A 24,562-nucleotide genomic window follows, 5' to 3' on the forward strand; every position below is an offset into this window, starting at 1 on the left:
GGCCTGGTGTCGCCGCGTGCCACCATGGCCTAGACAGCCTGCACCCGTGGCGCAGCGGGCCGTCAAGGTCATGGAAACCGCCGGCGACTGGCTCTGGCTCAGTTCGCGCCTAGCCGTTTGCCGGCTTACGTTGGAGCATGGCGACGATGCGCGTGCTCAGTTGCCCGAGTGCGTGACTCATGGCGGCGGCGATGTTGCCGGGCGTGTGGGACTCGGCCTTGATCGTTAGTTGCGCATGCCCTGAACGTCGGCGTTCTGCATCGGCAGCGCCCACATGCCAATCGGCCGTCAGGTGGACGACGTTATTTGCGTCCGCTATAAAGCGATCGATCGACACGCTCAAAATGCGCTCGGTATCCGAGCTCGAGACGGTGCCCGCGTATTGTTTCGAACCGAGCCGATTGGCCAGATCGCGGCCCAGGGTTTGGTGAACTTGCTGGTCGAGCGGGGCGATCCAGCGTGCGGTCGTGCTTACCTTGCGCGTATTGGCGCCGGTCTCGCGGACCAGATACGGTCGATCCAGTGCACTAGCAAGCTCGACATGCCCGAGCGCCAGCGCTGGTTGGCCGATGTCGGTGGTCGGGCCGGACGACGACGTAACGTTGAGTGCGATGAACTGCGTGGGCGGGCTGCCGGCACAGCCGGCGAGCAGCAATGTGCCCGAGACGATTAGCGCCGGGCGTATGAGCTGGCGATACAAGTGCATTTATTGCCCCCGTCCACGGAGCAGCGCGTCCGGATGTTGTTGGAGGTAACTCGTGAGTGCTCGAATCGAGCGCGAAGTACGTGTCACTTCGCCGACCAGTTGCTGCACGTTGGCCTGATTGCTCGCGGGGCCGCCTGTCACCTGCTTGATCTGTCGCAGTGTATTGTCGGCCTCCGCCGCCGCTTCACGTAAACTTTCCAGCGTCGGTTTGATCTGTCCGTTGGCGTTCGCCGTAACGTCTTCAACGTTGGCCAGGCTATGGTTCAAGTTCGACAGTGCCTGGCGGATTTGGGGAGAACTTGCGATCTGTTGCGCGTTTTCGGTCGTTTTGGCCACGTTTTGACCGATGCGGGCGATAGGCACGGCGTCGAGCTTGCTGGCGATATCGCCGATCTTGTCCATTATGTCGCCGATGCCGCCACCGGCGACCATCGGTATGGCAGGCGGATCCTGCGTATGGTCGAGACCCTGGGCGTCTTTCTGCCCGACCATTGCCAACTCGATGTGCTTGCCACCGACCACTGGAATATTGGCTGAGATTTTGGCACGCAGTCCGTTGGAGACCAGCTGGCTCAACGCATTAACGAGCCGGGCGGTGGCGTTGTTTTTCGCTGTTGCCTGTTCGTTATTGCTGGTCTGGCCACCGATGCCGAGCGCACGTGCGTAGATCGTTACATCCAGTCCGGTCTGAATACGTTTCGATGAAGGGTCGTAGCGCATTCGGACAGCGCTAACACGGCCTATCTTCTGACCTTCGAGTGTCACCGGTGCACCCGTCGAAATACCGTCTAGGCCGTTGGTTGGTGTCAGTGAGAAGCGCCGATTCGGGCCCGCGAGCGCCGACCGTGCCGCCGTTTGTCCATCGTAGAGCGGGTACCGATCAGCGGTTTTCTTGTCGCCGCCCGTATGGCCGTTTTGCGGCTGTGATTGTGCGACGTTGCCGAACGCGATCGCGCCGGAAACCAAGGCTTGGGGGCGTGGTGTCTTGATGTTGACAGCATCCGAGCCGGTTCCGATATTGAATCCGCCGGCGCGCCAGAAACGGGAGCTGTCGGTGAGTTTTTTGGCAAACGGTTGTTTGATTAGCGCACGGATTTCGACGCGGTCTTTATTGGCGTCATAATCCGTAGTCAGAATGCGCCCGGCCTGGATGCCGTGATAAAGGACCAGCGAACCGCGCCCCAGTAGCCCTTTATCCGCTGTGGTCAGCGTCACGATTCGCCCCGAGACTTGGTCGGGACGACGGGGCGGGTGCAGGCGACCCTTGAAATGCTCCCGGTCCGCGCCTTTGCCGGGGCGCATCGCGATATAAGGACCGCTGACGAGCGACTGTATGTCGCCGTTCAAAAGACTGGGCGACACAATCCAGAATTTGGTCCCATCGTTGACGGCATCGGCTACCGAGCCCCGTAGCTGAAGCGTTGCCTGCACTTTGCGCAAGTCGTCGACCAGATCGACGCTGGTGACATGGCCTACTCGCATGCCTTTGTATTTAACAACTGTCCCGGGCGCGCTAATGCCGGCGCTGTGTGGAAAGGTGACGGTTACGGTCGGGCCAGCGAACACCCAGGTGCGCACGACCAGATAGGCGACCAGGATCATCGCTGCGAGTGGCACAGCCATCAGCCAGCCACGCCAGGGCGTGCGACGGATGCGTGCCGTCGCCGGTCCGGTTTCGGCGCCCTCGAGGCGGCTGTTGTTGTTTGTTTGTTCCACTAAACAATCAAAGATGCGCGTAGGCAGCGTCCCACATTAGACGCGCGTCAAAACATCGCGACGCCAGCATGGTAATAATCACGACGAGCGCGAACGGCAGTGCGGCGCGCCCCACGTGGACGTCGGCTAAGCCACTGAACGATATCATGGGTGCCATGAGTGCCACGATGAATGGATCGGTGTTCGACCAGCGACCGATATAGTGGATGTAGCGATGCAAACGGGTACGCAGCGCCAGCGCGCGTGTACTCGGAAACTTGACGCTGATCAGCAGCCAACTGAGACCGATTAGCTTCACGAGGGGGATCATGATGCTGGCCACGAAAATAATGACCCCGACAATATAGAAATTCGCCGAAAAAAGCCGTTCGACACTACTGATGATGGTGTGCGCTTGTAGGCCACTGGGTTGGATCGAGTAGCTCATTGGGTAGTAGTAGGCCGGGAAATACAAAATGTATCCGGCCAAAACGAGCGCGGTGGTGCGGCTGAGGGCGTCCGGTTTGCGCAGATGCAGGCGGTGTCGGCAGCGCGGACAGCGCGTGTCTTCGGTGGAAAGCGGCAAGACAAGATCGCAGCTGTCACAACTAATCGCGGCTTCATCGGTGGGTGGCTCGCGGTTAGGCATGATTTTGCGCCATACGTGGTGAGGGGAGAGCAACCACGGCAGAAGCATGTTCAGACAAGCGGCCGCGACCAGACACCAGCCGCCGGCCAGTACTTGTGAGCCGAGTTGGACCTGCGTTCGCATGAAAATGACCAGCCCGGCTAGAACCAGCACGTCAGGCATGGCCCAGAGTCGGAGATTTTGACTGTAGCGATACATGCGACCAAGCCAGCGTGGTCGCCGCCGGGTGAGCAGCATCGTTAGCACGAGGGCGAGACTGCCAGTGCGAACGATGGGGAAGACGATCACGAAGAGCGCATACATGAGCGCGAGGATCGGCCAGTTTTCGTCGCCGAGTGCCACCACCCCCGAGCTTATGTAGCCGACCCGTATTTCGCCGCCGAGCATGACTTGCCCGATCGGAACGGCATTGGCCGCAAGCAGCAGGAAGAATAAAGCGAGGACCCAGGCCAGTGCGGTCCGGACCCCCGAATCGGCGCGGTCGAGCACGCGCCCACAGCGAATGCATTCGGCCACGGTCCGCGCCCGGATTTCTGGAATGTTTTGTTCGGTGCCGCAGTCTGCGCAGGCAATCGCCATGACCGGGAATCCGATGCGCGTCAGTTATGCCGTTAGTCTAGCGCAGCCGGCCGTTTGCGCTGTCAAGCCGTTTACGCCTCGGGGATGGCTCATGCGAGCGGGCGTTCAAAACGGTGTTTAAGCGGTCACCTGGCGGTGTTGCGGGAGATGGCCCGCGTCAGGAAAGCGAGTACGGCCGAGTAGCCGGCGATGCCGGTGTTCGAGTCAGCCGGAAACGGCGGCAGCCGTGTTGAGGCAGCGCGCCAGAATCCGGTTACTCGGCCGTGCTGTGTTAAACGTCTAGTTGTCGCAGCAATACCAGCGCCGTCCGGGTCGATGAAGCCGGGTTTTGCCCCGTAATCAGGGCACCGGATTCGACGACGTGGGCCTGCCAGTCCGCGCCCTGGCTGTAATCAGCGCCCTGTTCGATGAGCATCTGCGCCACCAAAAATGGCACCACATCAGCCAATCCGACGGCCGACTCCTCGGTGTCAGTAAAGCCGGCAACGCGCTTGCCAGCGACCAGCGGTTGACCGTCTGTACCTTGGACATTCTTAAGTGCCCCGGGGGCATGGCAGACGAGCGCAGTCGGCTTGCCGGCATTGAACATGGTCTCGATAAGGGCGATCGAGTGGCGGTCATCGACCAAATCGTAGAGTGGGCCGTGGCCGCCGGGATAAAACACCGCGTCGAATGAATCTGGATCAATTTCGGCCAGCGGCGTCGTGTTGGCCAGCGCGTGTTGGCCCTGGGTATCGGCTTTGAAGCGCCGCGTATCGTCGGTGGCAGCCTCGTCCGTGTCACTGTTCGGGTCTATCGGTGGCTGGCCGCCGGCCGGGGAGGCTAGCGTGACCTCGGCGCCGGCATCGCGGAAGACATAGTAGGGCGCCGCGAACTCTTCTAGCCAGAAACCGGTTTTGTGGCCGGTGTCGCCTAGGTCCGCGTGCGATGTCAGAACCATCAGAATTTTCATGGGAGCTCCTTCGTTGGGGCTGGATCTAGTGAGCGCTGTTTTGACGTTCGACCATCCATGCTGGATACAGGGGCGTCGGTGCGGTCACGTCGTTTAGACGCGCTAGCTGTTCGTCGGACAGCGTCACGTTAACCGCGTCGAGATTGTCATCCAGCTGTGTGCGTTTGTTGGCGCCGATGATGGTCGAGGTTACGCCCGGCTGAGCGAGTGTCCACGCCAGGGCGATCTGCGGAGTGCTGGCGCCAGTTTCGTTCGCTACGGCCTCGAGCACATCGACAGCATCGAACACGCGCTCATCAACGGGCGGAAAGTTGAAATCCGTGCGTCGCGCGCCTTCCGGTCCGGCCTGATCACGGCGGAATTTCCCCGACAGCATGCCACCGGCCAGCGGCGACCATGGCATCACACCGAGGCCCTGCTCGCGCGCCAGCGGCAACAACTCATGTTCCAGGTCGCGACCGGCCAGTGCATAGTAGGCTTGCAGCGAGATGAATGACGCCCAGCCTCGGTGCTCGCAGATAGCAAGCGCGCGGGCGATGTGGCGCGCCGGCCAGTTGGAGCAGCCGGGGTAGAGCACCTTGCCCATACGCACCAAGTCGTCGAAGGCCTTCAGCGTTTCTTCCAGCGGCGTCGATTGGTCCCAGCCGTGGGCCTGATACAGATCGATGTACCCCGTATCCAAGCGTTTCAGACTGGCATCGATCGAGGCCATGATGTGCTTGCGCGATAGTCCGACGTTATTGACATCACCGGTGCCGTAGGCCGCGTCCTCGCTCATGGGCGCGCGGAGCTTGGTGGCGATAACGACTTTGTCGCGGTCGACGCCGAGGTTCTTGAACGCCTGGCCGAGAATGACCTCGGATTCGCCGCGCGAGTACATATCGGCGGTGTCGAAGAAGTTTACGCCGGCATCCAACGCGCGCTCGACCAGTTCATCGGCGTCGCGTTGTTCGACTTCGGCGATGTTTTTGAAGCTGGTACCGAAGGTCATGGTGCCAAGACAGAGCTCGGAGACCTTGAGGCCAGTTTGGCCGAGGTTGCGATAGTGCATGCTGGTTTTCTTTGGTGGCGTGACCTGAAAATGCGCGCTGGCCGCGACTGCGGCTGTATAGTGGAAATGGCGTGCAGCGGCGCCGTATTCAAGTGCTGGCTGGCCAGCCCGTGAGTATGGCGGCGTAATCATTTACACTAGCGCTAAATCATGATCAACGCACAGTTCAACCGCATCCATGCCTGAGTCTGTGACCGGCCCGTCCGTCTTCGTGCAGACCTGGGGTTGTCAGATGAACGAGTACGACTCGGCCCGGATGGTCGACGTGCTCGCTAAAGACCGTGGCGCCACGCGCGTGACGCGCCCTGAAGACGCGGACATCATTCTGCTCAACACCTGTTCAGTACGCGAAAAAGCCGCCGAAAAAGTGTTTTCGCAACTCGGGCGCTGGCGGGACCTGAAGGAAGAAAATCCCGCGCTCGTCATCGGCGTGGGCGGCTGCGTGGCATCCCAGGAAGGTCATGCGATCCGCGAGCGCGAGCCGCTGGTGGACATGGTCTTTGGCCCGCAAACTCTGCATCGCTTGCCGCAGATGCTGGATAACGTCGCCGACAACGGTGCCGGTACAGTCGATGTGGCCTTCCCCGAGATCGATAAATTCGACCATGTGCCGCCGGCTTCGGCCGAGGGCGCCACGGCGTTCGTGTCGATCATGGAAGGGTGCTCCAAATACTGTAGTTTCTGCGTGGTGCCCTACACCCGCGGTGAGGAAATCTCGCGCCCGTTCGATGATGTGATACTCGAGGTCGTCGAGCTCGCCGACCAAGGTGTCAAAGAGGTCACGTTGCTTGGTCAGAACGTCAATGGCTATCGCGGCCCGATGCACGATGGCAGCGTGTGTGATCTGGCCATGCTCGTTGAGCATGTCGCCGAGATCGAAGGCATTGAGCGTATCCGATTCACCACCAGCCACCCGCTGGAGTTCTCCGATGCGCTAATCGACGCTTATGCGCGCGTGCCCGAACTCGCGAATGATCTGCACTTGCCCGTGCAGTCTGGGTCCGACGATGTGCTGGCGGCGATGAATCGTGGTTACACGGCGGCACATTTCCGCGAGCGCATTGCGCGTCTGCGCGAGGTGCGCCCGGATATCAGTCTGTCGACCGATCTGATCGTGGGCCATCCAGGCGAGGGCGAAGAAGAATTCGAGGCCACCATGGATTTGGTTGAGGCTGTTGGCTTCGATAGTGCGTTTTCGTTTGTCTACAGCTCGCGCCCCGGGACGCCGGCCGCCGACATGGCTGACAACGAATCGCGCGAGGTGAAACGACAGCGTTTGAGTCGTCTGCAGGCGCGTATCGCCGAGTTCAATCAGGCCTATATGCGATCAGTGGTCGGTACGCGTCAGCGGGTGTTGGTCGAGCGCGAATCGAAGCGCGGCGATGGCCAGTTGGCTGGTCGGGCCGATTGCAACCGATGGGTCAACTTCGACGCCCACCCGCGCTTGATTGGTCAGTTTGTCGACGTGGACGTTACCGAAGCATTGGATAATTCGCTCCGCGGACGACTGGTAATCCATGAGCCGGCCGAGGTTGGGCCGTCGACCGAAGCGGAGGCCGTTGGCGGCTAGTTGCAATCAACGACTCGACCGACTCTGGATCTGGAGCCCGCGGATAGCACCCGCTTGGCGCGCCTGTGCGGCCCGCAAGATGAGAACTTGCGGGTAATCGAGCATGCGCTTGAGGTGCGTATTCACAATCGCGGCCACCACTTTGAGTTCGACGGCCAGCCGGACGAGGCCGAAGCCGCCGTGGCGAGTGTAAGCGAGCTCTACGCGCAGTCGGCGAATGGCGAAATCTCGCCCGAGAAAGCCCACGTCGTCGCGCGCAGTGCAGGCAATGAGCGTGATATCGAAATGGTCACAAATAGTAACGGCAGCGAAGAATCGAGCGCCCCGGACGCGGCTTCTGATCGTCCCGATGACGCGTCGTCGGATGTAGTCATCAAGACACGTCAGGGGTTGGTGCGCGGCCGAGGCCCGAATCAGCGCGCCTATCTGCAGCGACTGGTCAACAACGACCTGGCTTTTGGTATCGGCCCGGCCGGCACCGGTAAGACCTTTCTGGCCGTGGCCGCAGCCGTCGATGCGTTGGAGTCGCACCGTGTACAGCGTCTGCTGTTGGCCCGGCCGGCAGTGGAAGCGGGTGAGCGGCTGGGGTTTTTGCCTGGCGATCTGTCCCAGAAGGTCGACCCTTACCTGCGGCCACTCTACGATGCTCTCTACGAAATGCTCGGCGTCGAGCGTGTGGGGCGTTTGATCGAACAAAACGTCATCGAGATCGCACCACTGGCCTATATGCGTGGCCGCACGCTCAACGAGGCGTATATCATCCTCGACGAAGCCCAGAACACGACCGTCGAACAGATGAAGATGTTTTTGACCCGCATCGGCGTAGGCTCGACGGCCGTGGTTACCGGTGATACGACGCAGGTCGATTTACCGGCCAACCAGCGCTCGGGTTTGTCGCACGCGGTGGGTTTGTTGCGGGATATCGACGGCATCAGTGTGACTGAGTTTGCCGCCCGCGACGTCGTCCGCCATCCGTTGGTGCAAAAGATCGTGCAGGCTTATGAGGGCGATAAGGCCTCAACGCCGGGTGGTAATGGCTCATGACACTGTCGTTAACTGTCACCAGTGAACTCGATTTTGAGGCGCCGGTCGAGCATGCGCGGTTGGAGTTGGCCGCCGCCTGCGCGCTCGAGGCAGCCGATTATCCGCCGGAATCGGCGGACGATGGCGACGAGATCGAGGTGAGTCTCTGCCTCGTGGATCGTACGGCGTCGGCGCAGTTGAACAACGCCTATCGCGGCAAAAATTACGCGACCAACGTCCTGTCATTTCCAGCCGATGCGCAGGTGCCGGGGCTCGTGGCTTTGGGCGATCTGGTGATCTGTCTACCGGTGGTGGAGGAAGAAGCTGCCGCGCAACATAAGTCCGTCGGCGATCATCTGCTGCATCTGGTCGTCCACGGCACGTTGCATCTGCTTGGCTTTGACCATGTCGGCGATGCAGAGGCTGATTCCATGGAAGCCATGGAACGTCGCGTGCTAGCTGGTTTCGGCATTGGCGATCCGTATGCGCCGACGTCCGATGCCGATCGCACGGACTAAAATGTATCCCGCCATCACGGTCTGTTTCGACAAACGCGCCCATGAACGACGATGAAACTGAGCAGTCACGCAGCAATAGTTGGCTGCGACAGATCGGCCACAGCTTGGTGGGGCCGCCGCGCGACCGCGAGGAATTTCTAGACGTTCTGACCGAGGCGCGCGAAAACGAGCTGTTCGACGCCGACGCGCTGTGGATGATGCGCGGTGTGTTGAATGTCAGCGAGCTGCGGGTGCGCGACATCATGGTGGCGCGCTCGCAGATGACCGTCATCGGTGTCGACGACAATGTCGATGACATCTTGTCCACCGCGCTCGAATCCGGGCACTCGCGCTTCCCAGTGGTCGGCGATTCGCGTGATGAAGTCGTCGGTGTTCTGCTGGCCAAGGATCTATTGACCCTGGCGGTCAGTGGCGCCGAGCGCGGCGGATTCGATATCGACCGCGTGCTGCGGTCAGCGGTCTACGTACCGGAAGCCAAGCGCGTCGATGTGTTGTTGAAAGAGCTGAGAGCATCGCGCAATCACATGGCTGTTGTGGTCGACGAATACGGTGGCGTCGCGGGGCTGATCACAATCGAGGATGCGCTCGAAGAGATCGTCGGCGAGATCGACGACGAATTTGATCGTAGCGAGGGTGCCCAGATCCTCAAGCTCGACGACAACCGCTTCCAGATCCGTAGCCTGACGCCGGTCGAAGCCTTCAATCGCTACTTCGAAACCGAGTTCGCCGATGACGAGTTCGACACTATCGGTGGCTTGGTCGTGCATGAATTTGGCCATGTGCCGGGTCGGGGTGAGACGACATCCATCGGCCGCTTTTCGTTTACCGTGGTGCGCGCCGATTCGCGCCGTATGCATCTATTGGAAATGACTATCCTGCCGGGCGATGCCGAGTAATCAGCGCGGTCCCATCAATGCGTCTATGAATAAATGCCCATGACTAAAGGCTTGGCAGCCAATATCGTTGTGCCCGCCATCTGTGGCGGGCTGATCACACTCGGCTTCGCGCCGTTTGGCTGGTGGCCACTGACTTTGCTTGGCGTGGTCGGGTTGATCGCGCTCTGGTGGGATGCGCCGGTGCGCCCTGCGGCTGTACGCGGTTTCGTCTTCGGCCTGGCCTCTTTCGGCACGGGCCTATATTGGCCGTATGTCTCGGTCCACGAGTTCGGCCACGCCTCGGCACCGGTGGCCGTCGCAGTGACGGCTTTGCTCGTCGTCTATCTTGCGCTCTATCCGGCGTTGGTCGGCGCCTTTGCTGGCGCGACGCGGCGCTGGCCGCGGCTCCTCTGGGCGCTCGTTTTGGTGCCTGGTGCCTGGCTTTTGAGTGAATTGGCCCGCGGCCGGATTGGCACTGGTTTTCCCTGGCTGTCGCTTGGCTATTCGCTGGTCGACTCGCCGGTTTCAGCGCTAGCGCCAATCGTTGGCGTTTACGGCATGAGCTTAGCGCTGGTCGTGGCCGCCGGTGTGTTGTGCCTGCTTGTGGCCGGGTCTCTCGTTGGTCGGGTTATCGCGGTCGCGGTGATCGCGATAACGCCTATCCTTATCTGGCTCGTGCCGGTGCCGAGCCATTGGACCGAGCCGGCTGGGGAGGCCCTTTCGGCCAGCGTCGTCCAGGGCAGCTTCGGGGAGAAGATCAAATCGAAATCCTCCACGCTGGGCCCGACGCTTGAGCGCTACAAACAACTGACTAAAGCCTCGGACGCCGATTTGGTGGTATGGCCGGAAACGGCTGTGCCGGTACCCGCCAACCGGGTGCAGTCTTATTTAAGCGACATCGACGCCATGGCAAAGCGTAAGGATCAGGCTTTGCTCGCCGGTACGCTCGTCGCCCGTGAGTCGCGCTACTACAACGCGCTCCTCGGCTTGGGAGCGGCTAGCGGTCGTTATTACAAACGCCATCTCGTGCCGTTCGGCGAGTATTTCCCCGTGCCGAGTTTCGTCAAACGCTGGATCGGCGAGATTGTCCCGATGCGTTTTGGCGGTCTGGCATTCGGGCCGGCGCAACAGGCGCCCATCGAAGCGCACGGCGTCGACATTGGGCTGTCGATCTGTTTTGAGGATGTTTTCCCGCGTGAGATCGCGCGCTCGCTCCCGCAAGCCGGGGTGCTGGTCAACGTTACCAATGATGCTTGGTTCGCCGGCACCATCGGGCCGGCGCAACATCTTCAGATCGCTCGAGTGCGGGCGCTGGAATCCGGCCGCCCCATGCTGCGTGCCGCGAATACAGGCATCAGCGCGATCATCGGCTACGCCGGCCGCGCTCGCCAGACCACGCCGCAGTTCCAGGTCGCCACGCTGGATAGCCCCAACGTTCAACCGCGCAAGGGCGCTACACCGTACGTTGCGCTCGGCAACGAGCCGGCCTGGTGGACGGGCGGCACGGTCGTTTTGATCGGCCTGATTGGCGCTGCGCTCGCGCGGCGCCGGCGCCTGTGATCGCGGCCTGCGCTACAATCCGCCGGTAATCATTCAACCACATAAGCTGACGACGCCGCTGATGGAGCGCGAACCCCGTTTTCAAGACATCGAAGTCGACGTACAAGCGCGCTGGGACGCCGCCGAAGCCTTTACCGTGGCCGACGACGCGCCTGGTGAAAGTTTCTACTGTCTGTCGATGTTTCCTTACCCCAGTGGCAAGCTCCATATGGGGCATGTCCGCAACTACACCATCGGCGATGTCATCGCCCGTTATCAGCGCATGTGCGGCAAGAAAGTGCTTCAGCCGATGGGCTGGGACGCGTTTGGATTGCCGGCAGAAAATGCCGCCATCGACAACGGTGTGCCGCCCGCGCAATGGACGCGCGACAATATCGACTTCATGCGCGGCCAATTGCAACGGCTCGGTTTTGCTTACGATTGGTGCCGCGAGTTCGCGACCTGTGATCCCGAGTACTACCGTTGGGAGCAGTGGTTTTTTACGCGGCTCTACGAGCGCGGCCTGGTTTACCGCGCCAAAGCGACGGTGAACTGGGATCCGGTTGATCAGACCGTGCTGGCCAACGAACAGGTCGTCGATGGCCGCGGTTGGCGATCCGGCGCAGTGGTCGAGCAGCGTGCCATCAACCAGTGGTTCGCGCGTATCACCGATTATGCCGATGAGTTACTCGACAACCTCGATGAACTGACCGGTTGGCCCGATGCTGTGCGTACCATGCAGGCGAATTGGATCGGCCGGTCAACAGGGCTGACGATCCGGTTTGATGTCGCCGGTCGCGAGACACCGCTGGAAGTGTTTACCACGCGTCCGGATACGCTGTTCGGCGTCACCTATATGGCGCTAGCAGCCGACCATCCGTTGGTCGTCGAATTGGCAACGGGCGACGCTGACTTGGCAGCATTCTGTGACGAATGCCGGGCCGCCGAAGCACACGAAGTCGGCGCCGCCACCGACACCAAGCGTGGCTGGCGCCTACCGCTGGAAGCCGTCCATCCGCTGACTGGCGAGCGGCTGCCGATTTTCGTGGCCAACTTCGTGCTGATGGGGTATGGCACGGGGGCCGTCATGAGCGTGCCCGCGCACGATGAACGCGACTATGCGTTTGCGCATACTTACGAACTGCCGATACGCGCTGTGGTGGCGAATGCCGACGGCACCGAGCCCGATCTGGGCGCGGCCGCGCACGTCGAGGCGGGCCCACTGATCAACTCGGATGCGTTCGATGGCTTGGAGTTCGAGGCGGCATTCGAGGCCGTTGCGTCGCGACTAGAAGCTGATGGCCGAGGCGAGCGCGAGACGCAGTATCGCCTGCGCGACTGGGGGCTGTCGCGCCAGCGCTATTGGGGCGCGCCGATTCCGATCATCCATTGCCCGGATTGTGGGGCTGTGCCCGTGCCGGATGCGGATCTGCCGGTCCGATTGCCAGAAAATGTCACGCCGGACGCCAAGGGGTCGCCGCTGCCGGACATGCCCGAATTCGTCGAGTGCGTGTGCCCGCAATGCGGCGTTGCTGCTCGACGCGAGACCGACACGTTCGACACCTTCATGGAGTCGTCGTGGTATTTCGCGCGTTTCACCTGCCCAGATGCCGATTCGATCGTCGATGCGCGCGCCGACCATTGGCTGCCGGTTAATCAGTATGTTGGCGGCGTCGAGCATGCAGTCCTGCATCTGCTCTACGCGCGGTTTTTCCAGAAGCTTTTGCGCGATACCGGGCTGTCCAGTGTCGGCGAGCCATTCGCGCAGCTGCTGACCCAGGGCATGGTGCTGTCTGACGGCGCCAAAATGTCGAAATCCAAGGGCAACACGATCGATCCGCAATCGCTGATTGAGCGCTATGGCGCGGATACCGTGCGCTTGTTCATGATGTTCGCCGCGCCGCCGGAGCAGTCGCTCGATTGGTCCGATGCCGGTGTCGAGGGCGCGCATCGTTTCTTGAAGCGGCTTTGGCGCCTTGCAGCCGACCATGTTGCTGTCGGCAACGTTGCTGTCGAGACGACCGTGGCTGAAGATGATGAAGCTGTCGCCTTGCGGCGCCGTTTACACGAAACTATCGCCAAGGTCGGCGATGACATTGGCCGTCGTTATACGTTCAACACGGCTATTGCTGCGGTCATGGAGTTGACCAACGAACTGGGTCGACTGGCTGCCGAGCCTGGCCGGTTGCTGCACAGCGTCCGACAAGAAGGACTCGAGGCAATCATTCGGTTATTGGCACCGATCACACCGCATGTTTGTGACCGCCTATGGCGAGAGCTGGGTCACAATACGCTGCTGGTGGACGAAGCCTGGCCGGTTGCGGATGAAGCGGCATTAGTGCGGGACACAGTTGAAATGGTGGTCCAGGTCAACGGCAAGCGGCGTGGCTCGGTTGAAATTCCGGCCGATGCCGAACGCGATGCGGTTGCCGAGGCGGCGCGTACAGCCGATAACGTCGCCCGCTTTATCGACGGATGCACGATCAAAAAGACAATCGTCGTGCCCGGCAAACTGGTCAATCTGGTGGTTTAGCCCTCAATGCAGCGTGATCGACAGGCGCAAACTAATCCGGCAGCGACACGCTGCATGACGCTTAGATCCGGCCGGTCGCTCGGACGGCTCGTAGTGGCGATCGGGCTTGTTGCGCTATTGGTCGCACTCAGCGGTTGCGGTTTCCATCTGCGTGGGCGGTCACCGTTGCCTAAAGGTGTCGACGCCATGCAGGTGACCTACGGCAACAACTACAAGGTGGGCGACCCCGCGTTGGTTCGCACGGCACGCCAGCGGCTGCGTGAACAAGGTCGGCTAGGTGGTAGTGAGGCGCCCGCCACGCTGGCTATCAAAAACGTCAGCGATAGTCGCGACGTAACCTCGGTTACACCAGGGAGCGGCAACGTCGCGACCTATGCGGTCGAAACATCGGTTATCTTTTCTTACAGCGTGAATGGGGCGACCCAGATCGCGAACAAGAAACTCTCGATTTCGCGCGAATATACCCTCAACGAGACCCAGCGACTCGCTGCGAACACCGAGCGTCATCAGCTTGCCGATAGCATGCAGAAACAATTGGTTAACGAAATCTTTCTGCGCATCGCAACATACAATCGGGAATCCACCGACAAACCGGGGTCGACTTCGAACACCGAGCAATCCTGGAGCGATCATGACTGACCGACAGCGGCTTACGTCCAGCCCAGTGGGGCCGGCTGAGGCCGGCGAATTCCTGCGTGGGCGGCGAAGTGTCGATCAATTCGAGTCGACACCGGTCGATACGGAGCGGTTAGAAGAGGCATTCGAGGTGGCCCGTTGGGCGCCCAATCACCATCTGACCGAGCCGTGGCAGTTTTATGTGATCGGGCCCGAGACCAAAAAAGCGATCGTCGAATTGAACGCCGAGCTCGTCGCCGAGGCCAAAGGCGAGGAAGCGGCCGATGCAAAACGTCAGCGCTGGCATGCTGTGCCTGGCTGGTTCGCTGTGACTTGTCGGCGCGCGGACGACGCAAATACCGCGGCGGAGGACTATGCCGCCTGCGCCTGTGCGGCGCACAATATCGTGCTTTATCTGCACAGCGCAGGGATGGCCTGCAAATGGACCAGCGGCCCGGTTACACACGACGCACGCTATCTCCGGCTATTGGGGGCGGATCCGGCAAGCGACTATAGTGTGGGGCTTTTCTGGTATGGTGTGGCTAAACGCGCACCACGCACGCAGCGAAGCGAGGACGGGCATCGTCCCGTACGCTGCCCGTGACGCACGAACCAATTACAATGGCGATTCCGCGTGCCCGCATTGCAATGGATGGATATCATCGTTACCATTCCATGTTTAACAAAGCACGGCGCGTCTACGCCCAACCTGAATCGAACCCGTCATGAAGACGTACTCTGCAAAGCAAAACGAAGTGCCGGCCGACTGGTACGTAGTCGATGCCGCCGACAAGACGCTCGGTCGCATGGCCAGCGAGATCGCGTTCCGGCTACGTGGCAAGCACAAGCCCGAATTCACGCCGCATATGGATGTTGGCGACCACATTGTTGTGATTAACGCACAGCAGGTGCGCACGACGGGCGCCAAGTCGGCTAAGAAGATTTATTATCGGCATACCGGCTATCCGGGTAATATGAAGTCGATGAGCCTGGCCAATCGACTCGAGCAGCATCCCGAACGCGTTATCCGTGACGCCGTTACCCGTATGTTGCCAACCGGGCCGCTTGGTCGACAGATGGCGCGCAAGCTGCGCGTCTATGCGAGCGAGGATCATCCGCACACGGCGCAGCAGCCGCAAGCACTCGAATTCTAGTTATGGCATCAGAACAGTTTTACGGCACCGGCCGTCGCAAATCCGCCACTGCACGGGTGTTCATCAAACCGGGCAGCGGTGACATCAGCGTCAACGGCAAGACGCTGGATCAATATTTCGGTCGCCCGACATCGCGGATGATCGTTCGTCAGCCGCTCGATACCACCGATTCGCATGACCGCTTCGATATCAAGATCACGGTCGAAGGCGGTGGCCCGAACGGTCAGGCTGGCGCGATTCGGCATGGCCTGTCCCGCGCGTTGATGCGTTACGACGAATCTATGCGTCCTCCCTTGCGGGCGGCTGGTTACATCACGCGTGACGCGCGTCACCCGGAGCGCAAGAAGATCGGTCTGCGAAAAGCGCGCAAATCGCCGCAGTACTCCAAGCGCTAAGCGATACGAGCGCTGCGGTCCCGGCAATTTGGGGGATCGTCTAAAGGTAGGACGACGGACTCTGACTCCGTTAGTGGGGGTTCGAATCCCTCTCCCCCAGCCAATAAAAACCCGCCATCTGGCGGGTTTTTATTGCTTAAGGCCACGCTATCCGGGTTGGTCGCGCAGCCAAGCTTGGGTGTTGATCTTGGGGTGGCATGCATCCAGTCGGAGCGTGATTGGCTGGGTAGCCGTTTCTCGGAAACCGGATTGTGACGCCGGTCGCACAAATCTTATTACGCTATTGGCAGCCGCTGCGAGGCTTGGCGAGTCGGCCCCGAGCAGGTCATTACCGGCGTTTCCACGGCAAAGCCGGTCGGCCGTTTGATCTATGCGCCGCAGCCGTTGAGACTTGCTTAGCCACAAAACAGTCGCCAAGCCATGGTGCTTCCCCAAAACGTCGGGTAGCCCTCGGTCGCCATCCTCTGTCGGATATATGCCTGCCTTGTGGCATTATGCTGAGCGCTAGTGCGCTACGCGCTTCAAGTTGGGAATCGACCGGAAACGATTTATGGCAGGACAACGTGAGATAGCCGTATTGGGCGCCGGGATGGTCGGCGTGTGTGTCGCGGTCCATCTGCAGAAGGCTGGCCACAACGTCGTGCTGGTTGATCGCAAGGCCCCCGGGCAGGAGACCTCCTACGGCAATGCGGGCCTGATTCAGCGCGAGGCTGTCGAGCCGCATCCGTTCCCGCGTGATATCGGCACGCTCTGGCGTGTGTTGCCAAATCGCAGTATTGATATCCGTTATCGCGCCTCGGCCATGGTCGGCAATGCCGGCGCGTTGGCGCAATATTGGCGCTATTCGAGTACGCGTGAGTTCGAGCGCATCGTGCCCGAGTACGCGTCGCTGATCGAGCAGTGCACGGCCGAGCACGATGGCATGATCAAGGCGGCCGCTGCGGAGTCGCTCGTGCGCAGCGATGGCTGGCTGCAATTGTTTCGGCATTCGGCAACACTTGAAGCAGAAGCGGCCAAGGCCGAAGACTTTCGCAAGCGCTTCGGTGTCGAGTTCAAGACACTAGATAGTGCGGCGCTGGCGCAGGCCGAACCCGCGTTGAATGAGCAGCTCGCGGGCGCAATCCACTGGACCAATGCGTGGTCGGTGGTCGATCCGGGCGCGTTGGTGCAGGCCTACGCTGATGATTTTGTGGCCGCCGGTGGCACGATTGAGACAGCGGACATCACGGATATCAGCCATAATGCTAATGGCTGGCGGTTGCACTCAGACAGCGCGACGATCGATGCCGATGGTCTGGTTCTGGCGACGGGGCCGTGGTCGAAGCCGTGGCTCGAAAGCCTGGGCTACGCATTGCCGTTGTTCGTCATGCGTGGATACCACATGCATTATGCGTATCCCGAGAGCGGCCAGACACTCAGCTACGGCATCATGGACTTCGAGAAGGGCTATCTGGTGACACCCAAACGCGCCGGTCTGCGCCTGACAACTGGGGCTGAGTTGAACAGCCCGGGCGCGCCGCCGAACTATGGCCAGTTGAATGCTGCCGAGTCTGTGGTCCAATCGCTTGTAACACTCGGTGCACGCAGCGATCCTGAGCCGTGGCTCGGTGCGCGCCCGTGCCTGCCGGACATGAAACCGATTATTGGTCCCGCGCCGGCACACCGCAAGCTCTGGTTCGCCTTCGGTCACGGCCATCAAGGCTTCACGCTGGGGGCGGTGACTGGCCGGATGATCCGCGAAATGGTTGATGGCGAAGAGCCGTTTATCGATCCGGTGCCGTATCGTGCGGAACGCTTTATTTAGCTGGATCAGCGTGTCTTTCAGCCACGACAAAACGCACTGTTGACGTAGCCGGGATGAGTTTGGCCGATACACGCCGGTGGCGAGCGTGGCGTATCAGAAGCGAAACTTGTGGCGTCGACCATTCACAGTATTGTTGGCCGATCTGACAGGATGCGACGCAAGTGATCGAGTTCTCGGGCGTCGGTAAGCAATATGGCGATGGCATGGCGGCGATCGAGTCGCTGGATATGACCATCGCTACCGGTGAGCTTACGGTGCTCGCCGGTCCGTCCGGCTGTGGCAAAACCACCACGCTGCGGCTGATCAACCGGCTTGAGGAAGCAACCAGCGGCATCGTTTCCATCGACGGCATGGACGTGCGCGCGCGTGAGCCAACTGAGCTGCGCCGCAGCATTGGTTACGTGATGCAGCACTCGGGGCTGTTCCCGCATCGGACAGTGCGCGACAACATCGCGACGGTGCCGCATCTATTGTCGTGGAGCAAAGCGCAGATCGCACAACGCGTCGACGAACTGATTGAAACCGTCGGCCTGCGCACGGAGATCATCGACCGCTACCCGCACCAGCTTTCCGGCGGCCAGGCACAACGTGTCGGCGTCGCGCGCGCACTGGCCGCGGATCCGCCGATCCTGCTGATGGACGAGCCTTTCGCGGCGGTCGATCCGATCGTACGGGGGCGCCTGCAGCGTGAATTCATTCAACTGCAGGAAAAGGTTGAAAAGACCATTGTCTTCGTGACCCACGATATTGATGAAGCCATCAGTCTTGGTGACCGTATTGCGCTTTTCGAAACAGGAGGCCGGCTTGCGCAGTATGCGCCGCCGGCTGATGTGCTGGCGGCTCCGGCTAATGGGTTCGTGGCCGATTTTCTGGGCGGCGAGCGTGAGTTGCGGCGCCTAGCGTTGATGCGCGTTGCAGCGGTCGAAACCGAGCCAGGCCCAGAGGTCACCTCGGATGCAAGTTCGGCAAGTGCGCTTGCAGCCGCTGACCGCTATGGATGGAGCTGGGTGGTGATCGTAGGCGACGATGGCCAACTGATCGGCTGGGTGGCGTGCGGTGATCTGGTTGGTGGCGATAGCCGGATTGATGAGGCCGTTATCCAGCCGTTTGGCCAGGCTGTGTCAGCCGACGATACGCTGCGCACCGCGCTCGGCGCTATTGTGACTTCGCCGCTTGGCGTCGTGCCGCGGGTTGATGGCGCACGTGGTTACGCGGGCTTGGTGACCCACGCCAGTCTCAACCAGAAGCTGGCCTAGGCGGCGCGTGATGCGCTGGTCGTGGATCGCTCGGCACAGCGATACGATAAGTGCCGCGCTGGTACAACACATCCAATTAACCGTGCTGGCGCTGGTCATCGGGTTCGCGATCGCGTTCCCACTGGCGCTTGCCGCGATCCGTTGGCCGCGACTCCACGGTGTATCGTTAGCCGCAACCGGTGTGTTGTTCACCGTGCCTTCGCTAGCGCTGTTCATCCTGCTGATCCCGCTGACCGGTTTGTCGCTGGCGACCTCGCTGATTGGTCTGACGATCTACACGTTGTTGATTTTGTTCCGCAACATCGTGACTGGCCTGAACGGTGTGCCGCCCGACGTCAGTGAGGCTGCACGTGCGCTCGGCTATTCCCGCCGCTGGCAGTTACTGACCGTGGAATTGCCGATCGCGCTTCCCGTGATTGTGGCCGGCATTCGGATTGCCGCTGTGACCACCATCGGTCTGGTGACGGTTACGGCGCTAATCGGCCAGGGCGGGCTGGGGCAGTTGTTCATCACCGGTTTCACACTGCATTTCACTACGCCGCTTGTTGTGGGCTTTGTGCTGTCGGTCGTCCTAGCGGTTGCGGTCGATCTGCTGCTGGTTGGCCTGCTGTGGCTGCTCACGCCGTGGCAACGGAGGCGCGCGTGATACGTGTGGTTACTCGGTGGCGCGTTTTGGCCGCGGCCGCTGAGCATTGGATCGTGTTGTTGGCGGTGCTGGCGCTGGTGGGCAGCATACCTGCCGCATTGGCCGGGCCGCTCGATGTGGGTTCCGTGCCGAGTCTGTTGTCTCAGATTATCGGCTGGTTTTCTGCATCGGGGCAGTGGTACGGGGGGAATAGCATTCCATATCGGGTGCTCCAGCACGTCTACTATTTCAGCGTTTCAATGGGCGTAGCGGCGGCAATCGCATTGCCAGTCGGTATCGGACTGGGACATTTCGGCCGTGGCGGGTTGCTAGCGATCAATATCGCCAACGTTGGCCGGGCGGTGCCATCGTTTGGGCTCATTATCTTGATGTTTTTGTTGGTTGGTGTCGGCTTTGTGCCGGTTCTGGTCGCGCTAGTCGCACTTGCGGTTCCGCCGATGGTGACCAACAGTTACGTCGGCATGCGTGCAGTGGATCCCGCCGTGCGCCAGGCCGCCGAGGCCATCGGCATGACCGGTTGGCAGCGGCTTATGCAGGTTGAGTTGCCGATCGCACTGCCGCTTGTCATGGCGGGCGTGCGCACCTCGGCCATCCAGGTTGTTTCGACGGCGACGCTGGCGGCTTACGTCGGTCTAGGCGGGCTCGGGCGCTATCTGATCGATGGCCTGGCTCAGCACCAGCTCACCCAGGTCGTCGGCGGCGCGATCGTGGTCGCGCTTCTGGCGCTTCTGGTCGAATGCGTGTTGGCCGGTTTGCAACGGCTGATTACGCCGAAAGGGTTAGCGACCTGAGGCGAGTGATTCGTGTAGGCTTTTTCTAAAGTCCGAGACAGCCGCCAAGGAATTACAAGCCATGTCGATTGTTCGCAAACCAGCCGGCAGCCTGCTTCTGGTCGTCGGCATGCTGGCCGGGCTGGCCAGTCAAGCGGCCGGTGCCAAGCCCGTGGTCGTGGCCTCGACCAACTTTAGCGAGCAACTTGTGCTGGCCAATATCTACGCCAATGTTCTCGAAAAGCACGGCGTTAAGGTCAAAAAACGCTTGCATCTCGGTTCGCGGGAGGTGGTGTTTCCGGCGCTGAAATCGGGCGAGGTCGATGTGCTGCCTGAATATTCGGGAGCGTTGCTGGCTTACCTGGCTGACGATAAGGTCAAAGAAACCGGTAAACAGGCTGTGCTCGACCAACTCCGCGCCCAATTGCCGGCAAAATTGGTCGCGCTGAAAGCCGCCAGCGCGCAAAACAAGGATGCCCTCGTGGTCACGGCCAAGACAGCCGAGCAGTATCAGCTAAACACCATTGCTGATTTGAAACCCGTCGCCGGCCAACTCACATTCGGCGGTCCACCGGAGGTTAAAACCCGGCGCGATGGCATGCCCGGCTTGAAATCGGTTTATGGCATCCAGTTCAAGAACTTCCGCTCGCTGGACGCCGGCGGGCCGCTCACCCAGAGTGCGCTGTCCTCGGGCGCGATCCAGGTTGCGCGCATGTTTACGACCCAAGGTGTGATTCAAGATAAAGGGTGGCGGGTTTTGAAAGACACCAAGCATTTGGTGCCTGCTCAGAACCTGATACCGATAATCCGCAAGTCAGTGGTCACGCCCAAGATCCGCAAGCTGTTGAAAGCGGTCTCGAGCGCGTTGACGACCAAGCAACTGCGTGCGATGAACAAACGGGTCGCGGTGGATAAACGCGACCCAGCCCAAGTCGCCCAAAAGTGGGTTGCCAGGCATGATCTTTGAGTCGATGGCCTAGGCTGGCCTTTAATCACGACGTCAAAGAACGAAAGGCTGGCGCCTGCCAGATTGGGGTGACGTTGTTGGGCAGCGTCGGCAGCCGGCCGAGCTCCAGCCAGGATTGCTCGGGACTGTGAAAATCCGAGCCGGCGGAGGCGTAGAGGCCATACTCACCCGCTTCGGATGCGACCCGCGCGACACTGTCTGGAGGCGTCGTACCGGTGGCAACTTCCACGCCGTCGCCGCCGTTCTCGGCCAAAGCAGCCAGCGCGCGGCGGCGGACATTGTTCGAGAATCCGTAGGCCATCGGATGCGCCAGCACCGCCAACCCGCCCGCGGCATGGATCCACTCGATAGCGGCCGGCAGCGCCGCCCATTCGACCGGCACGTGGGCATTTCGACCGGGTTTCAAATAGTGTTTGAATGCCTGTTGGAAATTTTTGCAGAAGCCGGCCTCAACCAACACGCGCGCGAAATGTGCACGCCCGATCTGGCCGGTGCCGGCGAGTTCACGCGCGCGCTCTGCCGCGCCGACCACGCCGAGACTTTCTAGCTTGCTGCCGATCGTCGCGGCGCGTTGCTTGCGAGTGTGCTGCAGGTCGGCCAGTCCGTCGTTTAGGGTTGGTTCATCGGGATCAATGCCCAAGCCAGCTATGTGCAGTGTCTGCCGTTGCCAAGTGACTGAAATTTCCACGCCGGCGACCAGCGCAATGCCATGGTTGTACGCAGCCGCGGCCGCCTCGGCGATGCCGTCGACGGTGTCATGGTCGGTTAAAGCCAGTGTGTCAACGCCCTGCTCGGCGGCACGTGCGACTAGTTCGGTTGGCGAGAGGCGGCCGTCGGAACGGCTTGAATGACTGTGTAAGTCCTGCATGGCGCCATTATTTTAGGGTGGTGAGCAATATAAGCGGCGACAACGCCGACGATTGCGGTGCGTCGGTCGTCGCAGCCCAAGCACGCCAGTCTAAAGATCGCCACGCCTCGCACCGTTCGGCGCGAGGCGTGCATTGGCGTTTGGCTGCTAGTAGTTGCGTCAGTCGTCGGTGTGGTTGGCGTGCAGTACCTGGTCGGCTGGGCCGAAGCGTTCCGAAGCAGTTTTTTTCTGGTGCCAGTACGGATAGATGAGCGGTGGACGGCTGACTTTTTCGATAGTTGCGATTTCTTCGTCGCTAAGTTTTAGATGGGCGGCGTCGAGGTTGTCCTGTAGCTGGTGGGCTTTGCGGGCGCCGATGACTGACGTGGTTACGCCGGGGCGGCTGTTGATCCAAGCAATGGCGACCTGGGCGGCGGATACGCCGTGGCCATCGCCGATTTCGGCTAGTTCCTCGATGAGGTCAAACAGGGCTGTTTCGTCGCGGATGGGCGGCTCATCCCAGCCTTCGGCGAAACGGGTGCCCTCCGGTTGGCTCTGGTCGCGGCGATATTTGCCGGACAGCAGTCCGCCGGCCAGTGGCGACCAGATCATGGTGCCAAGGCCTTGATCGCAGGCCGCGGGCATTAGTTCGTATTCGGCGTCGCGGGCTTGGGCGGTGTAGTGGATTTGTTGACTGATCGGTTTGGTGAAGCCCTCGCGCTCGCAGATCTGCATGACTTTCATCAACTGCCAGCCGGAGAAGTTGGAGATGCCGTAGTAGCGGATCTTGCCGTGGCCGATCAAGGTGTCGATGGTTTGCAGGGTTTCTTCTAGCGGTGTGGTGCCGTCCCACATGTGGAGTTGATAGAGGTCGATATGCTCGGTGTCGAGTCGTTTCAGGCTGGCTTCGACCTGCTCATGGATGTGCAAGCGCGATAGCCCGCCTTCGTTCGGCCCATCGCCCATCGGGAAGCGGACCTTGGTGGCGAGCAATACGTCCTTGCGTTTATCGCCGAGCGCCTGGCCGAGGATTTCTTCCGATAGGCCACCCGAGTACATATTGGCGGTGTCGAAGATGTTGATGCCCTTGTCCAGCGCCAAGTCGATCAGCTCGCGGGCCTCTTTAATGTCGGTGTCGCCGAGCTTGGACATGCCACCACGGCCGCCGAAAGTCATGGTGCCGAGGGTGAGTTCCGAAATCTTCAGGCCGCTGTTGCCGAGTACGCGGTAGTCCATAGTCGATACGCCGATTGAATGGGTGAACGATTGCCCTTCGGTTTCGAGTTGTGTCGTAACGAGGCGGCGTTTGTCAACGCGGCAGTAGCCGTACTCGAACCTTGGCAGTACCGGCCTCGATCATGCGCAGTTTCTCAGCGGCGTGCCGTGAGAGGTCGATAATGCGATTTTTCGCAAACGGGCCACGGTCGGTAATGCGGACAACGATCTGGCGCTGGTTTCGGAGGTTGGTCACCCGGACGCGTGATCCGAGCGGCAACTGCAGGCTGGCGGCGGTCATGGCGTTGGGGTCGAATTTATTGCCGTTAGCCATGGTCTTGCCCGCGAATTTGGCGCCGTAAAATGAGGCGACGCCTGTGCGCACAAGTGGTTTGGCCGTGGCGTAAGCTGTGTTTGCCATCGCCAGGAGCAGTAGTGACAAAACGGGGGCGGTGCATCCGATTGTTTTTAGCCGCTCCCGTCCAGCAAGCCAGGATTGTGCTGCGAATGTGATGGCCATGCGCTCTACTCTGGCGGCAAGTCGGCAGCCGCCTGTTTGGTGTTGCTCGGTATCGCCCGCGTGGGGCGGTGCGTGTCGCGTGTGGGTTGCCACTCCAGTCGTGTCCGCAATCGAGATCATGCGCGGCGCCGAGTCAACACAGCGCTAGCCAAGGCATGTGCTGTGGCCACGGGATGAGCGCGTAACCTAGTTATCGTGCCAGTGATGGTACTGAAAAAGCCGGTGTTCAATAGGTTGTAGCCACGTGTCGAGTGGTGCCGTTAGTTAACCGGCGCCAGATTTGGGCAGTGTGTCGATACCGCCGGCGAGTCGTGAAGCACTTTCGATTGGTTGGTTCGTGCCGGCGTTGATCCACGCGGTCGATATGTTGATCGAGCATACGAAGGCTGGCGTGGGGCGCACATCGAGCGGGTTGTCGGCCTGATAAGCGCAGCGCGATGTGCATTCTGGAGGTTGGTGTGCGGGGGCGGATGGCGATTGCCAGGCCGTTTGCGCGGCAGTAGTGGTCCGCTGAACCGCCAAAGTGTGTTGGCCTGGCGAGCGCATGCTGTTAACCTGTCGGCTTCTGTCGGGGCCGTAGCTCAGTTAGGGAGAGCGTCGCGTTCGCAACGCGAAGGTCGCCGGTTCGATCCCGGCCGGCTCCACCAACCCTTTTGCTAAAGCCGCCGCTAGTCGGTCGTCCA

General features: G+C 60.8%; 23 protein-coding genes and 2 tRNA genes. 17 read left to right on the forward strand and 8 right to left on the reverse strand.

What is annotated here, in order from left to right:
• Nucleotides 1-109 precede the first annotated feature (109 nt).
• The 5 genes from HKX41_08155 to HKX41_08175 all read right to left on the reverse strand — a co-directional run bounded on the left by HKX41_08155 (nt 110) and on the right by HKX41_08175 (nt 5,632).
• A complete protein-coding gene (locus tag HKX41_08155; protein ID NNC24128.1) occupies nt 110-706 on the reverse strand; it encodes a membrane integrity-associated transporter subunit PqiC in 597 nt (198 codons plus the stop codon).
• Complete coding sequence (locus tag HKX41_08160; protein NNC24129.1) at nt 707-2,422, reverse strand: MCE family protein; 1,716 nt, start codon at nt 2,420-2,422, stop codon at nt 707-709.
• Nucleotides 2,423-2,429: 7 nt separating this feature from the next.
• Nucleotides 2,430-3,629, reverse strand: a complete 1,200-nt coding sequence (locus HKX41_08165; GenBank protein NNC24130.1) for a paraquat-inducible protein A — start codon at nt 3,627-3,629, stop codon at nt 2,430-2,432.
• Between the two features lie 271 nt (nt 3,630-3,900).
• On the reverse strand, nt 3,901-4,581 hold the full coding sequence (locus HKX41_08170; GenBank protein NNC24131.1) for a type 1 glutamine amidotransferase domain-containing protein: 681 nt from the start codon (nt 4,579-4,581) through the stop codon (nt 3,901-3,903).
• A 25-nt stretch (nt 4,582-4,606) separates the two neighbouring features.
• The gene (locus tag HKX41_08175; GenBank protein ID NNC24132.1) at nt 4,607-5,632 is read right to left on the reverse strand and encodes an aldo/keto reductase; all 1,026 of its coding nucleotides are present in this window, start codon (nt 5,630-5,632) and stop codon (nt 4,607-4,609) included.
• 178 nt (nt 5,633-5,810) lie between these two features.
• Here HKX41_08175 and miaB point away from each other — a divergent pair, with 178 nt between their 5' ends.
• The 16 genes from miaB to HKX41_08255 all read left to right on the forward strand — a co-directional run bounded on the left by miaB (nt 5,811) and on the right by HKX41_08255 (nt 21,297).
• A complete protein-coding gene (gene miaB, locus HKX41_08180) occupies nt 5,811-7,202 on the forward strand; it encodes a tRNA (N6-isopentenyl adenosine(37)-C2)-methylthiotransferase MiaB (GenBank protein ID NNC24133.1) in 1,392 nt (463 codons plus the stop codon).
• Complete coding sequence (locus HKX41_08185; protein NNC24134.1) at nt 7,203-8,246, forward strand: PhoH family protein; 1,044 nt, start codon at nt 7,203-7,205, stop codon at nt 8,244-8,246.
• Nucleotides 8,243-8,743 (forward strand): rRNA maturation RNase YbeY, encoded by a 501-nt coding sequence (gene ybeY, locus HKX41_08190; protein NNC24135.1) that lies wholly within the window; start codon nt 8,243-8,245, stop codon nt 8,741-8,743. Before HKX41_08185 ends, ybeY begins: the two co-directional genes overlap by 4 nt.
• A gap of 41 nt (nt 8,744-8,784) precedes the next feature.
• Nucleotides 8,785-9,639, forward strand: a complete 855-nt coding sequence (locus tag HKX41_08195) for a CBS domain-containing protein (GenBank protein NNC24136.1) — start codon at nt 8,785-8,787, stop codon at nt 9,637-9,639.
• A 39-nt stretch (nt 9,640-9,678) separates the two neighbouring features.
• Entirely contained in the window at nt 9,679-11,178 is a 1,500-nt protein-coding gene (gene lnt, locus HKX41_08200; protein ID NNC24137.1) for an apolipoprotein N-acyltransferase, read from the forward strand.
• A 61-nt stretch (nt 11,179-11,239) separates the two neighbouring features.
• Entirely contained in the window at nt 11,240-13,690 is a 2,451-nt protein-coding gene (locus tag HKX41_08205) for a leucine--tRNA ligase (protein ID NNC24138.1), read from the forward strand.
• 54 nt (nt 13,691-13,744) lie between these two features.
• On the forward strand, nt 13,745-14,329 hold the full coding sequence (locus HKX41_08210; protein ID NNC24139.1) for a hypothetical protein: 585 nt from the start codon (nt 13,745-13,747) through the stop codon (nt 14,327-14,329).
• Nucleotides 14,322-14,909 (forward strand): nitroreductase, encoded by a 588-nt coding sequence (locus tag HKX41_08215; GenBank protein NNC24140.1) that lies wholly within the window; start codon nt 14,322-14,324, stop codon nt 14,907-14,909. The genes HKX41_08210 and HKX41_08215 overlap by 8 nt, the downstream gene beginning before the upstream one ends.
• Before the next feature lie 121 nt (nt 14,910-15,030).
• The gene (rplM, locus tag HKX41_08220) at nt 15,031-15,459 is read left to right on the forward strand and encodes a 50S ribosomal protein L13 (GenBank protein NNC24141.1); all 429 of its coding nucleotides are present in this window, start codon (nt 15,031-15,033) and stop codon (nt 15,457-15,459) included.
• 2 nt (nt 15,460-15,461) lie between these two features.
• Nucleotides 15,462-15,854, forward strand: coding sequence for a 30S ribosomal protein S9 (gene rpsI / locus HKX41_08225; GenBank protein NNC24142.1), 393 nt, complete (start codon nt 15,462-15,464; stop codon nt 15,852-15,854).
• 29 nt (nt 15,855-15,883) lie between these two features.
• A tRNA-Gln gene (locus tag HKX41_08230) sits at nt 15,884-15,957 on the forward strand.
• A 447-nt stretch (nt 15,958-16,404) separates the two neighbouring features.
• Nucleotides 16,405-17,658, forward strand: a complete 1,254-nt coding sequence (locus HKX41_08235) for an FAD-binding oxidoreductase (GenBank protein ID NNC24143.1) — start codon at nt 16,405-16,407, stop codon at nt 17,656-17,658.
• 203 nt (nt 17,659-17,861) lie between these two features.
• A complete protein-coding gene (locus tag HKX41_08240) occupies nt 17,862-18,914 on the forward strand; it encodes an ABC transporter ATP-binding protein (GenBank protein NNC24144.1) in 1,053 nt (350 codons plus the stop codon).
• A 10-nt stretch (nt 18,915-18,924) separates the two neighbouring features.
• Entirely contained in the window at nt 18,925-19,560 is a 636-nt protein-coding gene (locus HKX41_08245; GenBank protein NNC24145.1) for an ABC transporter permease, read from the forward strand.
• A gap of 239 nt (nt 19,561-19,799) precedes the next feature.
• On the forward strand, nt 19,800-20,351 hold the full coding sequence (locus HKX41_08250; GenBank protein NNC24146.1) for an ABC transporter permease: 552 nt from the start codon (nt 19,800-19,802) through the stop codon (nt 20,349-20,351).
• A 61-nt stretch (nt 20,352-20,412) separates the two neighbouring features.
• Nucleotides 20,413-21,297 carry an ABC transporter substrate-binding protein gene (locus tag HKX41_08255; protein ID NNC24147.1) on the forward strand — a complete coding sequence of 295 codons (885 nt, stop codon included), beginning with the start codon at nt 20,413-20,415 and terminating at the stop codon, nt 21,295-21,297.
• Nucleotides 21,298-21,322: 25 nt separating this feature from the next.
• On the opposite strand, the gene HKX41_08260 is transcribed toward HKX41_08255, so the two are convergent.
• From HKX41_08260 to HKX41_08270, 3 genes are all read right to left on the reverse strand, one after another.
• Nucleotides 21,323-22,165: a PHP domain-containing protein gene (locus HKX41_08260; GenBank protein NNC24148.1), complete on the reverse strand. Its 843-nt coding sequence runs from the start codon at nt 22,163-22,165 to the stop codon at nt 21,323-21,325.
• Between the two features lie 159 nt (nt 22,166-22,324).
• Complete coding sequence (locus HKX41_08265) at nt 22,325-23,380, reverse strand: aldo/keto reductase (protein NNC24149.1); 1,056 nt, start codon at nt 23,378-23,380, stop codon at nt 22,325-22,327.
• Between the two features lie 73 nt (nt 23,381-23,453).
• Entirely contained in the window at nt 23,454-23,780 is a 327-nt protein-coding gene (locus HKX41_08270; GenBank protein ID NNC24150.1) for a septal ring lytic transglycosylase RlpA family protein, read from the reverse strand.
• Nucleotides 23,781-24,449: 669 nt separating this feature from the next.
• Here HKX41_08270 and HKX41_08275 point away from each other — a divergent pair.
• Nucleotides 24,450-24,526, forward strand: a tRNA-Ala gene (locus tag HKX41_08275).
• Nucleotides 24,527-24,562 lie beyond the last annotated feature (36 nt).

It is taken from the genome of Salifodinibacter halophilus (assembly GCA_012999515.1).
Lineage (GTDB): Bacteria > Pseudomonadota > Gammaproteobacteria > Nevskiales > Salinisphaeraceae > Salifodinibacter > Salifodinibacter halophilus.